Origin of the sequence: Paenibacillus sp. GM2FR (assembly GCF_002803325.1) — a bacterium.
Taxonomy (GTDB): domain Bacteria; phylum Bacillota; class Bacilli; order Paenibacillales; family Paenibacillaceae; genus Paenibacillus_AQ; species Paenibacillus_AQ lautus.
In genome coordinates this window covers 3,023,438-3,037,482 of the sequence record NZ_MKZM01000008.1, presented here as the reverse complement: position 1 = coordinate 3,037,482, position 14,045 = coordinate 3,023,438, and the positions used below count along the sequence as shown (strand labels likewise).

The 14,045-nt window shown below is 48.9% G+C and carries 14 protein-coding genes; all 14 read left to right on the top strand.

Going from position 1 to position 14,045, the window contains the following annotated elements:
* Positions 1-57: 57 nt before the first annotated feature.
* The 14 genes from yfmF to PAEVO_RS13485 all read left to right on the top strand — a co-directional run bounded on the left by yfmF (position 58) and on the right by PAEVO_RS13485 (position 13,966).
* Positions 58-1,338, top strand: coding sequence for an EF-P 5-aminopentanol modification-associated protein YfmF (yfmF, locus tag PAEVO_RS13545; protein ID WP_100538019.1), 1,281 nt, complete (start codon positions 58-60; stop codon positions 1,336-1,338).
* Between the two features lie 3 nt (positions 1,339-1,341).
* Positions 1,342-2,622, top strand: coding sequence for an EF-P 5-aminopentanol modification-associated protein YfmH (gene yfmH / locus PAEVO_RS13540; RefSeq protein ID WP_100538018.1), 1,281 nt, complete (start codon positions 1,342-1,344; stop codon positions 2,620-2,622).
* Positions 2,622-3,392: an elongation factor P 5-aminopentanone reductase gene (ymfI, locus tag PAEVO_RS13535; RefSeq protein WP_071220144.1), complete on the top strand. Its 771-nt coding sequence runs from the start codon at positions 2,622-2,624 to the stop codon at positions 3,390-3,392. Before yfmH ends, ymfI begins: the two co-directional genes overlap by 1 nt.
* A gap of 108 nt (positions 3,393-3,500) precedes the next feature.
* The gene (locus tag PAEVO_RS13530; protein ID WP_100538017.1) at positions 3,501-3,755 is read left to right on the top strand and encodes a DUF3243 domain-containing protein; all 255 of its coding nucleotides are present in this window, start codon (positions 3,501-3,503) and stop codon (positions 3,753-3,755) included.
* A 204-nt stretch (positions 3,756-3,959) separates the two neighbouring features.
* Positions 3,960-4,727, top strand: a complete 768-nt coding sequence (locus PAEVO_RS13525; protein ID WP_100538016.1) for a DUF3388 domain-containing protein — start codon at positions 3,960-3,962, stop codon at positions 4,725-4,727.
* A 47-nt stretch (positions 4,728-4,774) separates the two neighbouring features.
* The gene (locus PAEVO_RS13520) at positions 4,775-5,791 is read left to right on the top strand and encodes a helix-turn-helix domain-containing protein (RefSeq protein ID WP_100538015.1); all 1,017 of its coding nucleotides are present in this window, start codon (positions 4,775-4,777) and stop codon (positions 5,789-5,791) included.
* A gap of 77 nt (positions 5,792-5,868) precedes the next feature.
* A complete protein-coding gene (locus tag PAEVO_RS33795; RefSeq protein WP_146746999.1) occupies positions 5,869-6,042 on the top strand; it encodes a DUF4175 domain-containing protein in 174 nt (57 codons plus the stop codon).
* A gap of 149 nt (positions 6,043-6,191) precedes the next feature.
* Positions 6,192-6,683 (top strand): YajQ family cyclic di-GMP-binding protein, encoded by a 492-nt coding sequence (locus PAEVO_RS13515; protein WP_100538014.1) that lies wholly within the window; start codon positions 6,192-6,194, stop codon positions 6,681-6,683.
* Between the two features lie 260 nt (positions 6,684-6,943).
* Entirely contained in the window at positions 6,944-7,531 is a 588-nt protein-coding gene (gene pgsA / locus PAEVO_RS13510) for a CDP-diacylglycerol--glycerol-3-phosphate 3-phosphatidyltransferase (RefSeq protein ID WP_100538013.1), read from the top strand.
* 112 nt (positions 7,532-7,643) lie between these two features.
* The gene (locus tag PAEVO_RS13505; RefSeq protein ID WP_100538012.1) at positions 7,644-8,906 is read left to right on the top strand and encodes a competence/damage-inducible protein A; all 1,263 of its coding nucleotides are present in this window, start codon (positions 7,644-7,646) and stop codon (positions 8,904-8,906) included.
* A gap of 288 nt (positions 8,907-9,194) precedes the next feature.
* On the top strand, positions 9,195-10,256 hold the full coding sequence (gene recA / locus PAEVO_RS13500; protein WP_100538011.1) for a recombinase RecA: 1,062 nt from the start codon (positions 9,195-9,197) through the stop codon (positions 10,254-10,256).
* Between the two features lie 138 nt (positions 10,257-10,394).
* Positions 10,395-11,132 carry a regulatory protein RecX gene (locus PAEVO_RS13495; protein WP_100538010.1) on the top strand — a complete coding sequence of 246 codons (738 nt, stop codon included), beginning with the start codon at positions 10,395-10,397 and terminating at the stop codon, positions 11,130-11,132.
* A 360-nt stretch (positions 11,133-11,492) separates the two neighbouring features.
* Positions 11,493-13,034 (top strand): ribonuclease Y, encoded by a 1,542-nt coding sequence (gene rny / locus PAEVO_RS13490; protein ID WP_096774480.1) that lies wholly within the window; start codon positions 11,493-11,495, stop codon positions 13,032-13,034.
* A 128-nt stretch (positions 13,035-13,162) separates the two neighbouring features.
* Positions 13,163-13,966, top strand: coding sequence for a TIGR00282 family metallophosphoesterase (locus PAEVO_RS13485; RefSeq protein ID WP_100539449.1), 804 nt, complete (start codon positions 13,163-13,165; stop codon positions 13,964-13,966).
* The last annotated feature ends 79 nt before the right edge of the window (positions 13,967-14,045 follow it).

Sequence of the window (14,045 nt, the reverse complement as noted above, 5' to 3'; positions counted from 1 at the left end):
GTTATCTATGAAGTAAATTTTGGCAACGACAATCCATGATGTAAGGGGATATGGACCTTGACGAAAACGGAATTTGAACACGGTACAGTCGGAGGAATACGGATTCACGTATTGCCGACCAACCGATTCAAGACATTTGCGATATCGCTTTACGCCGGAAGTCCGTTAGCGGAAGAAACCGTGACCTCGACCGCGCTCACACCTTTTGTGCTGCGCAGAGGGACCGTTTCCTACCCGGAAACGCGAGCTTTCCGAGAACAGCTGGAGCAGCTGTACGGCGCCGGATTTGGATTTGACGTGTATAAGCGCGGCGATTATCAGATCGTGCACTTTCGCATGGATACGATCAATGACTCTTTTGTTAAGAGTCCGGAGAGCCTGCTGCGCTCTTCATTTGCTTTTTTGGGCGAGGCTTTCACCCAGCCTGTGTTAGAGAATGGAGCATTCCGCAAATCTTATGTACAGACCGAGCGTGACACAGTCCGCAAGAAGCTGGAGTCCATCGTCAATGATAAGATTCGTTACGCTGCGGAGCGCTGCATTGAGGTCATGTGCAAGAACGAACCGTATCGGTTGCATCCGCTAGGAGAACGGAAGGATCTTGACGGTATCACGCCGGAAGGCTTGTACGGAGTCTATCAGAATTGGCTTAATGAATCCGTTCTGGATTTATATGTGGTAGGCGATACGAGTTTGGATGAGGTGAAGAAGCTCGTAGAGGAGCATTTTAAACTGAACAGAACAGGAAGTAAGGATTATGTTCCTTCCTCCACACGAACGGCCGCAAACGAGACGCAGACGGTCGTGGAGAAGCTGGACATTAATCAAGGCAAGCTCAACATGGGTCTGAGAAGCACGATTACTTACGGAGATGATGAGTATGCCGCCGCACTCTTGTATAACGGGATATTGGGCGGTTACCCGCATTCAAAGCTGTTCGTTAATGTGAGGGAGAAGGAAAGCCTGGCGTATTACGCGTCTTCCCGATATGACGGCCATAAAGGGATTGCTACCATCCAGTCCGGCATCGAGGTTCAAAATTTTGAGAAGGCCGTCCAAATTATTCGCCAGCAGCTCGAAGACATGGCGAAGGGTACCATTACGGATATCGAAATGACCCAAACGAAAGCGATGATCCGCAACGTAATTAAGGAAATGCAGGATTCAGCCTTTGAGATGATCGCTTATGATTTTAATCGCACGTTATCGGGTCGGGAACGTACGCCGGATGAGCTGCTGCAGCAGGTGGAAGGCATTACAGTGGCTGATGTGAAGCAGGCCGCTGCGGCATTCTCGCTGGATACGATCTATTTCCTGAAAGGTCAAAAGGAGGAATAGCCGGTGGAGAGCATTCATTATGACAACCTGCAGGAAACGCTGTATTACGAAGTGATGGATAACGGTCTGCACGTGTATGTGCTGCCTAAACCCGGCTTCCAGAAAACCTATGCGACCTTCGCAACCAAATACGGCTCGGTGGATAACCATTTCAAGGTCGAAGGCGAGTCCGAAACTCGCGTTCCTGACGGCATTGCGCATTTTCTTGAGCACAAAATGTTTGAGGAGCCGGAAGGCGATATATTTGCCAAGTTTGCCTCCAACGGCGCCTCCGCGAATGCCTTTACAAGCTTTGACCAGACCGTGTATCTCTTTTCGGCTACGGAGAACATCCATGAAAATTTGGAGACGCTGATCAATTTCGTGCAGAACCCTTACTTTACCGATCAGAACGTAGAGAAGGAAAAGGGGATTATCGGGCAGGAAATCAATATGTATCAGGACAATCCGGATTGGCGCGTGTACTTCGGTCTTATCGAAGCGATGTACAAGGTGCATCCGGTGCATATCGATATTGCCGGTACGGTAGAATCCATCGGGACGATTACGAAGGAAGATCTGTATACGTGCTACAACGCATTTTATCACCCGAGCAACATGCTGCTATTCGTGGTGGGTGGCGTCGATCCCGAGGAAACGATGAACCTGATCCGTTCGAATCAAGCCGGGAAATCATATGAGAAGCAAGGTTCCATTGAGCGTTTATTCGATCCGGAGCCGCAGGGAGTCGAAGAGAAGCGAAGAGAGAGCCGCCTGGCCGTATCGCTGCCGAAATGCCTGTTCGGCTTCAAGGAGAAGTTGGTCGGCTTAACAGCCGAGGAGCAGCTGCGCCGCGATTTGACAACGAAGCTGATGATGGACCTCCTCTTCGGATCCAGCACGGAATTGTATCAGCAGTTATATGACGAAGATTTAATTTCCGACAGCTTCGGCCATGAGTATAATAGTTCACCCCAGTATGCATTCTCTGCGGTTGGCGGAGATACGAAGGATCCGGATCAACTTCTGGCACGCATCCGCACTGAGGTGGATAAGCTCAAGGGAACCGGGTTTCAGGCTTCCGACTTTGAACGTGCCCGCAAAAAGAAAATGGGCGGATACTTGCGCATGCTCAATTCCCCGGAAAACATTGCTCATGAATTCACACGCTACCAATTCCGCGGGGCGGATTTCTTCAAGGTTCTTCCGGTTTATGAATCCATTACCCTAGAGGATGTAAACCGCCGACTGCAGGAGCATGTCGATTGGGAGCAATTGGCCGTATCGATCGTTGTGAGTCCGTAATGAAGCAAGACATGGGAAGAGAATTGAAACCGATCGGGGAAATGACGGTACTGATCACGGGTGCGAGCAGAGGCATTGGAGCGGCAGTTGCCGAGCGCTTTGCCTCAGTACGCATGAATGTGGTTATTCACTATATGAATTCGCATGAAGCGGCTAATGAAGTTGCCCGCCGCTGTATGGCCTATGGGGCTAAGGTATTAACTGTATCCGCAGACCTTCGCGACAAAGAGCAAATATTGCGCATGAAAGAGAAGCTTCAGAGTCATGATATGGAGCCGGATATCCTGGTAAACAACGCCGGGGTATCCCATTACGGGCTTCTGTCCGACGTGACGGAAGAAGAGTGGGATACTTTGATGTCCATTAACCTGAGAGGGATGTTTCTATGTTCCCAGGCGTTTATGGGGCGTATGATCTCGCAGCGTTTTGGCAGGATTATCAATGTTTCCTCGATTTGGGGTTTATCGGGTGCCTCCTGCGAGGTATTGTATTCAACAAGCAAGGGCGGCGTTAACGCCTTTACGAAGGCCCTTGCGAAGGAGCTTGCTCCATCAGGCGTGACGGTGAACGCCGTTGCACCCGGTGCGGTGGATACGTCTATGCTGGGGCATCTGGAATCGGATGAGATTCGCATGCTGGAGGATGAAATTCCGGTCGGCAGATTGGCGCAGCCCGATGAGATTTCTTCTTTGGTGTATTTTCTGGCGCTGCCCGAGTCAGGCTACATTACCGGGCAAGTGATCAGCCCGAATGGCGGGTGGGTAACCTGATCGTCATTCGTGGTGCAATTCACCACTCATAAGGTATTGGTTACGGGGACATATTACTATTGTTACTTTAAATCTGAATTGCCACCACGCAAAAGGAGGATTTAATTCATGTCATCCGTAATCAAAAACTTTGATTCCTGGAAGAAATTTCTGGGCGAGCGCGTCGTTCAAGCCGAGAAAGCGGGTATGAGTGAAGACACCATTTCTCAGCTGGCTTATGAGATCGGTGATTTCCTCGATGAGAAGATTGATCCGCAAAACTCATCCAACCGGGCACTGAAAGAATTGTGGGATGTAGGTAACGAGGAAGAACGCCACGTTATCGCGCGCCTGATGGTGAAACTGGCCAAGAACAACGCATAATCTTCTTGCAAAAAGCCCCCCGCCAACGGGGGCTTTTTGTCAAGAAAAAAGAATGTAATTTTCATGTCATCGTTAATACTTGCCTTTCATTTTTATTTTATATATCATTAACGTGACCCATTTTTAATTTGACCAGTTTTTGCGTGCAATTTTCGCTGGAATTTGTCGAATATTGATGGAAAAGAAGTGCAAAGAGGTGTCTTTGTGGAATCGAACCAATGGTACATGGAATACAAGATACATAAGAACCGGCCTGGTTTGCTCGGTGATATTGCATCCGTGTTAGGTATGCTCGAAGTGAACATACTGACAATTAACGGCGTGGAAGGCCAAACTCGCGGAATGCTGCTGGAAACGGATGATGAAGAAAAAATTATCCTGATGGGCAAAATGTTAAACAAAATGAAAAATATTACGGTAACAGCCTTGAGACCCCCGAAACTGGTGGATATTTTGGCTGTCCGACATGGACGATATATTGACCGGGACTCGGATGATCGTAAAACGTTTCGTTTTACGCGTGATGAGCTCGGTTTACTTGTTGATTTTTTGGGTGAATTGTTCAAAAGGGAAGGTAATCAGGTCATCGGTCTTCGCGGAATGCCGCGTGTCGGCAAAACCGAGTCCATTATTGCGGGCAGTGTCTGTGCGATGAAGCGCTGGACGTTTGTTTCCTCTACGCTGCTTCGCCAAACCATTCGCAGTCAACTCTCCGAGGACGAGATGAATTCGAACAACATTTTTATCATTGACGGGATTGTCAGCACAATCCGATCGAATGAGCGCCACTATCAGCTCCTGCAGGATATTATGGGGATGGAGAGCACGAAGGTGATCGAGCATCCGGATATTTTTGTTCGTGAATCCGAATATTCCTATGAGGATTTCGACATTATAATCGAATTGCGAAACAATCCGGAAGAGGAAATCGTTTATGATACGTTCACGGGCTCTTATAGTGACGATTTATAATATTTTTTTGACTTTGACCACGAAATTCTAAAGTAGGAGGTGATGGCATGTCCGAACTGGGACAGCAATTAAGGGAGGCGCGTCTACAAAAAGGGATGAGCCTTGATGATGTGCAGGAAATGACAAAAATACGCAAGCGATACTTGGAAGCCATCGAGGCAGGGGATTACAAAGTACTTCCCGGCAGTTTTTACGTGCGGGCATTCATCAAAACCTATGCGGAAGCGGTGGGGATTGACCCGGACGAACTGCTTGAAGGCCATAAACAGGATGTGCCTAAATCCGAACCGGAAGCGACCATGGAACCGGTTATTCAAAAACGTGCCACCAGACCTTCAGCCGAACGGAACATGAAATGGCTGCCTACACTGCTGATGTGGACATTCCCGATTCTGATCGTTGTTGTCATTTATTTGGTGGCAATCAATTCGAATGAACCTAAGGATGAACCTCCGGTTAGCAATAATGATCAGACGCAGACGGATCAAGCGCAGAAGCCGGAAGACACAGGCAATACGGATCCCGCCACGCCAGGCGACGGAGCGCAGGGCGGCGACAACTCCACGGATGATACCGGCAATGGTAACGAAGGCACAGACGGTGAAGGTACAGACGCAACGGACGGAACAGATGGCACGGACATCGATGAACCGGGAAATACAACGCCTGGAGAAACTACGGTGACGCAGGACCGGACGGAAGGCAAGAACACCGTATTTAAGGTAACAGGCTCGTCTGTGAAGGTTGAGATTGTGGCAACCAGCGATGGAAAGAGCTGGGTAGAAGTGTATCGTGGTTACAATACCTCCGGAGAGAAGCTGGCTTTCCAAATGCTTGAGAATGGTGCTTCGCTCAGCTTTGATCTGGATAGCCAGGGACTCTACGTGAAATCGGGGAATTCCGCTGCAACCACCATTACGGTTGGCGGCCAGCCCGTAACGGATGGAAAATCAACGTCGCGTATCTTGCTGGAGCCGGCAGATGGTTCCACAGGGACTACGGACACCAGTACTACGGACACTACAGGGACTACAGACACGACAGGCACCACGGATGTAGAATAATTGTCTCTCCTCCGGGCCATCATAACAGCATGCAGCTGCATGCTGTTATTTCACTTCCTGGAAGAGGTGATGCTTTCGTGACGGTCAACTGGATTATATTCGGATTAGGCGTTATCGTCAGCCTCTTGGGCTATTACTTGATTCCAAGTGACTGGGGATATGGCATATTAGGCTTTGGACTGGCACATATTTTGCTCGGTATACTTAGCATGTTCCGCCGTCCGGTGCATGATGAGAAAGCTAGCAGTTGACGGAACAGGCTTCGTTTTCGCAGGATGTTTGCGATAAGCGGAGTCTTTTTCGTTCCACATTCATCTGCTGATCGGGTACAGGATTAGACTTGGCTCATGGTTTTACCTATAATAGAAGCATTATCGCCAAATGAAAGGAAGGATTCACCATGGCTTCAGAAAATTCATTTGATATCGTATCCAAAATGGATATGCAGGAACTTAGCAATGCAGTTAATCAGGCGGAGCGGGAGATCGAGAACCGTTTTGACTTCAAGGGCAGCAAGAGCAGCTTGAAGCTGGACAAGGACGCGCTGGTCATTGCATCCGATGACGAGTATAAACTCAACGCCGTTATTGATATTTTGCAAACGAAGATGGTGAAACGGGGCTTGTCGCTGAAAAATGTGGAGTACGGCAAGATCGAGCCGGCTTCCATGGGCACCGTCCGCCAGCGTTTGACCTTAAAGCAAGGGATCGATCAGGAAAATTCGAAAAAGATCAATATATTGATCCGTGATTCCAAGCTGAAGGTCAAGAGTCAGATTCAAGGTGACCAAATTCGGGTAACCGGAAAAAACAAGGATGATCTCCAACAAATCATGCAGCTGCTTCGCAAAGCGGATCTTTCGCTGGACCTGCAGTTCACCAATTTTAAATAAACGCCGCCGTACGGCTCATATAGGATTGGATGGACAGGTTCGTTTCTTTTGACAGGGTGTCAACGGAAATATTATACTAAAAAACGATATATAAGGATTAACGTATACATAGATTACTGGGGGATGAATATGACAGACAGCGCTTCACGCTTCGAACCCTTTAGGCTCTTGGGAAGAGCGACCCTATTGAATTACAGTCGGATAACAGTCGCGGGGTCTGCGAAAATTTCAAGACAACCCGTTGCAAGGGAGGTTGCCCCATGAATTTACCCAATCGTATCACGTTGGCCCGCATTTGCTTGATCCCTGTCATGATGATTTTTCTGCTGGTGGATTTTGATTTTTATCCGGCCCCTATTGTGTGGAATGATTTTGTCCTTCCTTACAACCAATTGGTTGCGGCATTGATATTCATACTTGCTGCAAGCACGGACGGGATTGACGGGTATTTGGCCCGGAAAAACAATATGGTGACGAACCTGGGTAAACTTCTGGATCCGCTCGCGGACAAACTGCTGGTGGCAGCGATCCTCATATCGCTTGTGGAGATGGGGAAATGCGAATCCTGGATTGCTGTTGTCATCATTAGCAGAGAATTCGCGGTTACTGGATTGAGACAAATTGCGCTCCTGGAAGGTTCCGTCGTTGCAGCAGGTCAATCAGGAAAAATCAAGACGGTGATTCAGATCGTGGCGATTGTCGCGCTTTTGATCAATAATTTCCCGTTTGTATTCTTGGGAATTCCGTTTGATGTCATTGCAATCTGGGCTGCCGCGATGATTACGATCTATTCGGGAATCGAATATTTTGTCCAGAACAGGCACCTGCTCAAAGGTACCGGGGCATAACGGCAATAGGAGCTATCCTATTGCTTTTTTCTTCCGCAGGGTAAGAACATAGTGAAGGCGAGTACTGGTGAAGAGATAGAAGATATAGAAGATACAGGAGGATCGACGAATCATGAAAGCAGAAATCATTGCAGTTGGAACCGAACTTTTGCTTGGACAGATTGTGAATACCAATGCACAGTATTTGTCCAGACAGCTTGCTTCAATGGGAATCGATGTATACTATCAAACCGTTGTCGGGGATAACCTGGAGCGGCTCAAGGAGGCCTTGCGGCTGTCCAGCGGCAGAGCTGATATCGTGCTTCTGTCCGGCGGCCTAGGCCCCACACAAGATGACCTGACGAAGGATGCGCTCGCATCCTTTCTGAATCGTTCATTGCATATTGATCGGATGGCGATGGACCGGATTGAACGTTTCTTCCATGAACGGGGGTCCGTTATGACCGAGAACAATCGGCGCCAGGCCCTGGCCATTGAGGGAGGGACACCGCTTCCGAATGAAACAGGCCTCGCCGTCGGGAACGCGGTATCGTATGAAGGCACTCATTATATTGTGTTGCCGGGACCGCCGAAAGAACTGATGCCGATGTTTGAGCAGGAGGCCAAGCCTTGGCTTCTGCAGCATGTGCTTACGGGAGAGCTTCCCATCTATTCGAAGATGCTCAAATTCGCAGGCATCGGGGAGTCCGCGCTTGATAAGCGCCTGGAAGACCTGATTACGGCCCAGACCGATCCGACGATCGCCTTGTATGCCAAGGAAGGGGAGGTCACCGTCCGAATCTCCACGAAGGCCGCCAGCGAGGCTGAGGCGATGGTCCGGCTGAATGAACTGGAAGCCCGGATCCAGGAGAGAGGCCCTGAATTTATGTATGCTAATGAGGATGTGCCCATAGAGAAGGTTATCGTGGATATGATGGCGGATCATAACTGGACGCTGAGCGCCGCGGAGAGCTGCACGGGAGGCCTTGTAGCGGAGACGCTGACCTCCATCCCCGGCAGCGCATCGATGTTCCTTGGCGGGATCATCTGTTATACCAATCAGATCAAGGAGAAGCTTGTTCATATCCCGCATGCGCTGCTTGAGGGGGATGATGCGCCGGGAGCCGTCAGTGCGGAGGTTGCTGAAGCGCTTGCGGATCATGTCCGAATGGTGACCGACAGCGACTTTGGTTTATCGGTAACGGGTGTGGCAGGTCCAGGGTACGCTGAACGCAAGCCTATAGGTCTTGTTTACATCGGATTGTCACAACGGGGAAAAGAAACGGAAGTGCACGAGCTGCACCTCCAGGGGAACCGTGAGACGATCCGGCTCCGTGCAACGAAGGCGCTGCTCTACCGGCTCTGGCAGCGTCTTGTTGCCTCCAAACAGGTTTAGTATTGCTGAATAGAGAAACCCGCTTTTCAAGAAAAGTAAATAATTTACACCTTGCTTGGTACCTCTTCTTGAATTAACGAACGGTTCCAAGTATAATGGGAAATACGGAAGAACCGTGGCATATCGAATGATGTTGCCACGGTTCTTGTTGTTTATACATAAGGCATGGAGCATATACGGGAAGGGGAGCTGAATAAAAAAAAACGAATGTATGTTCGAAAAAAAGCTTGGCAAACGTGTCAAAACAAGGTATGATATGACTATCAACAGTGAAGGGTTGTGGAACAATTGTCAGATCGTCGTGCTGCGCTGGAAATGGCGCTTCGTCAGATAGAGAAACAGTTCGGAAAAGGTTCCATCATGAAACTGGGTGAATCCACCCACATGCAAGTAGAGATTGTGCCGAGCGGATCATTGGCATTGGATATAGCTTTAGGAACCGGCGGCTTGCCTAGAGGCCGGATTATTGAAGTGTACGGACCGGAATCCTCCGGTAAAACAACAGTAGCCCTCCATGCTATTGCGGAAGTTCAGAAGGCTGGTGGACAGGCTGCATTTATCGATGCCGAGCATGCTCTGGATCCATCGTATGCAAACAAACTGGGCGTTAATATCGATGAATTGCTGCTCTCCCAACCGGACACGGGTGAGCAGGCGCTGGAAATTGCTGAAGCTCTGGTACGGAGTGGTGCCGTCGATGTCATCGTTATTGACTCAGTTGCCGCGCTTGTACCGAAAGCCGAGATTGAAGGCGACATGGGCGATTCCCACGTGGGTCTGCAAGCTCGTCTGATGTCTCAGGCTCTTCGTAAATTGTCGGGTGCTATTAACAAATCGAAAACGATTGCCATCTTTATCAACCAGCTTCGTGAGAAGGTTGGCGTTATGTTTGGTAACCCTGAGACGACGCCTGGCGGACGTGCTCTGAAGTTCTATTCCACTGTTCGTTTGGACGTGCGTCGAATTGAGAGCATTAAGATGGGCAACGATGTGGTGGGTAACCGCACACGGATTAAGGTTGTTAAGAACAAGGTAGCTCCACCTTTCAAACAGGCTGAGCTTGATATTATGTACGGCGAAGGCATCTCTAGAGAGGGAAGCCTGATCGATATCGGTACGGATCTGGATATCGTGGATAAGAGCGGTGCATGGTATTCTTATGCAGGTGACCGTCTTGGCCAAGGACGTGAGAATGCGAAGCAATTCTTGAAGGAGAATCCGGAGATTGCTAGTGTTATCGAGAACAAAATCCGTGAAGCGAGCAATCTGACCACGGCTGTTCCTGAGCCTTCTGAGAAGGATAAGGAACAAGAGGAAATAGAAGAGCAAGAGTTGTTTAAAGTAGAGTAATAATTTGCTGGTTAACGATGACAGTGTTGAGGACCGTCCGGTGTTTGTAACGCCAGACGGTCTTCTTTGCATTTAATTCTGACTTGAGATGCAGTCTTGGTTATATTCAGAATGGTGCGGTAGTGAGAGGAGCGACATATGGAAAAAGAGAATAGAGAAATGTCGGAGCAGGCAGAATCATCAGGTATTGGGCATTTTCCGGATCACGAGGATTTGGTTGTAACGTCAGTGGAAATGCTGAAAAAGCCCAAACACCGATACCAAATCGCGTTTGGTCCGTACCTCATGACTGTTCATGAAGATGTGATGCTGAAATACCGGATGTTCAAGGGAAATGTTTTTCGCAAGGAAGAGCTGGAAGAAATTATCGTGTCCGATGAGCGACAGCGGGCTTACGTAGAGGCGCTGAATCATCTGGCCAGGAAACCAAGAACAGCCAAGGAGATCACCCAGCGTCTGCAGCAAAAAGGTTTCGAGCCGAGCAGCGTAGAGACAACGCTGGAGCGCCTGGAGAAGGACAAGCTGATTGATGACGCGTTATACGCCAAGATGTGGACGGAGCAGCGCATGACGAGCCATAAGAAGGGACGGCTGTGGGTCAAACAGGAGCTGAGGCAAAAGGGAATCGGCACGGAGCTGATCACCGAGGCATTGGGCGAGATCAGTGCAGATGCCGAATTGGAGAGCGCGCTCGCCGTAGGACGGAAAAAATGGCAGCAAACTCATGGGGAGATACTGGATCGCAAACGTAAAACGGGAGCATATTTAATGCGTAGGGGCTTCGGCGGGGATCAGGTGCGTCAGGTACTCAAACGTCTGGCTGATGAGGATCAGGAAAAGGGCGAGTGGGACGACGAGCTGGAAGATTTCGAATAAAGGGCAATTTGGCTACTTTTTCGTGAAAGAAATGGTTTCATTGGATGAAACTGACGTTTACCCATTGCTTTCCCTTGACAATATCTTTTTATAAATACTAAAATAAATATGAATCTTTTTATCATAAATTAGAATCCTTTTTCCTTCCAAAAAAGTGACTACTTTGTGAAAGATTCTTAAATCGCCAATTCATAGTGAAATGTATTCCGCTGGTTAAGGCGGAATTTGCGTACGTGATATGGCGTGCGCAGTATGGACGGCAGCTTCCACTGCCGGAAAATTTTATGTATGAATGAGTAACCTGACAATTGAACAATTTCCCAAGGAATGCCTTGGAGGAACCAACGAGGAGGTGATCAGATGCATCCAATTTGGTGGATCATAATCGTTCTCGTTGTAGCCGCTATATTCTTTGGGTTCGGTTATTTTATTCGCAAATCCCTTGCAGAAGCTAAAATTTCCAGTGCCGAGCATGCCGCTTTGCAGATCGTCGAAAGTGCGAAGAAGGAAGCAGAAGCATTGAAGAAAGAAACGGTTCTCGAAGCAAAAGATGAAGTTCATAAAATCAGAGCCGAAGCTGAAAAAGACACTCGCGAGCGCCGGAATGAAATTCAACGGCAGGAGCGCAGATTGTTGCAAAAGGAAGAGTCGCTGGATAAAAAAATAGAATCTTTGGAACGTAAAGAAGAACAAGTGGCGAACAAAGAGAAACGAATAGAGGAAACCCAGCAGCAAATCGATGCCATTTACAAGAAACAAACGACAGAACTGGAGCGCATCTCCAACTTGACGATGGAGGATGCCCGCAGCATTATTCTCAGTAATGTTGAGCAGGAAGTTCGTCATGAAACCGCTCAGATGATTAAAGAAATCGAGCAGCAGGCGAAGGAAGAGGCAGATAAGAAATCACGCGAGATCATCACGCTGGCTATTCAACGCTGTGCGGCTGATCACGTAGCTGAGACCACGGTATCTGTTGTCACCTTGCCGAATGAAGAAATGAAGGGCCGGATTATCGGACGTGAAGGCCGGAATATTCGTGCGCTTGAGACCCTTACAGGGATTGACCTTATTATCGATGATACTCCGGAAGCTGTTATTCTCTCCGGTTTTGATCCGATTCGCCGTGAAATTGCCCGTACAGCTTTGGAAAAGCTCGTGGCGGACGGACGGATTCATCCGGCTCGTATCGAAGAAATGGTGGAGAAATCCCGCAAGGAAGTGGACGAACGCATTCGCGAGTATGGAGAACAAGCCACTTTCGAGGTTGGCGTTCATGGTTTGCATCCAGATTTGATCAAAATTCTGGGTCGACTGAAATTCCGTACGAGCTATGGACAAAATGTGTTGAAACACTCCATGGAAGTGGCCTATTTGACTGGCCTGATGGCCGGCGAATTGGGCGAAGACATCGTGCTTGCGAAACGGGCAGGACTGTTGCATGACATCGGTAAAGCGCTGGATCATGAAGTGGAAGGATCGCACGTTGAAATCGGCGTGGAGCTGGCGAAGAAGTATAAGGAACATCCGGTGGTTATCAACAGCATTGCCTCTCATCACGGTGATTGTGAAGCAACTTCGGTTATTGCCATGCTGGTGGGCGCAGCCGACGCATTGTCCGCTGCCAGACCGGGAGCGCGCAGAGAGACGCTTGAGACGTATATCCGTCGTCTTGAGAAGCTCGAAGAAATTTCCGAATCCTTTGAAGGCGTTGAGAAATCCTATGCCATTCAAGCGGGACGTGAAGTTCGTGTCATGGTACAGCCTGAGAAAATCGATGATGCCGAAGCATTCCGCTTGGCACGCGACATTACCAAAACGATTGAGAATGAGCTGGATTATCCGGGTCATATCAAAGTCACCGTTATCCGGGAAACCCGAGCGGTGGATTACGCGAAATAGAGTTTGGACCTTAAAAAGTGGCCGCAATCCGGCCACTTTTTATCTTTAAGAAATCCGAAAATACAGTTTCGGATATTTATGAATCGGGAACGGTCCTGCCGGGAATCAGGACAAGCATCCCTGAAGGAGTGATTGACATCAAAGTATTATTCATCGGAGACATTGTCGGCAGCACAGGACGTAAAGCTCTGAAGGCTTCCCTTCCGGAGCTGAAGTCCAAATATAATCCTAACATCATTATTGCTAATGGGGAGAATGCAGCTTCAGGACGCGGCATTACCTCGGCCATCGCCAATGAATTTTTCAATTGGGGCATTCATGGCATCACCTTGGGAAACCACACGTGGGATAATAAGGATATTTTTGAGTTTATCGATGATGAGCCTCGCATGATACGTCCGGCAAACTTTCCGCCCGGCACCCCGGGCCGCGGATACACGATCATCAAAGCGAACGGCAAACAGCTGGCGATCGTGAATTTACAGGGACGAACATTCCTGCCAGCGATCGATTGCCCATTTCGCGCCGCCGATGACATTGTGGATGAGCTGCGCCAGAAGACGAAGTGCATTCTGGTGGACTTCCATGCCGAAGCCACCTCGGAGAAGATTGCCATGGGATGGCATCTGGAAGGCCGCGCCTCGATGGTGGTCGGAACGCACACCCACGTGCAAAGCAATGATGATACCATACTGCCGGGAGGAACAGCATACATTACGGATACCGGCATGGTGGGCTCCAAGGAAGGCATCCTTGGCATGCAGCGCGATGCGGTGATGTATAAGTTCAAAACCCAGCTTCCTGCTCGTTTCCAGGTCGACGAAGGCAAATGGCAGTTCCATGCCGTATGCGTGGATATGGATGAGGAAACGGGAAGAGCCCGGAAAATACAGAAAATCCGCATGTACGAAGACGAATGGCGGATGGATTAAAAAAGGCGGAATCCGTTTAATTAAATTAGGAACGGATGGTAAAAAGCAGGAATTTTTTCCCCTCTCACGAATAACATCT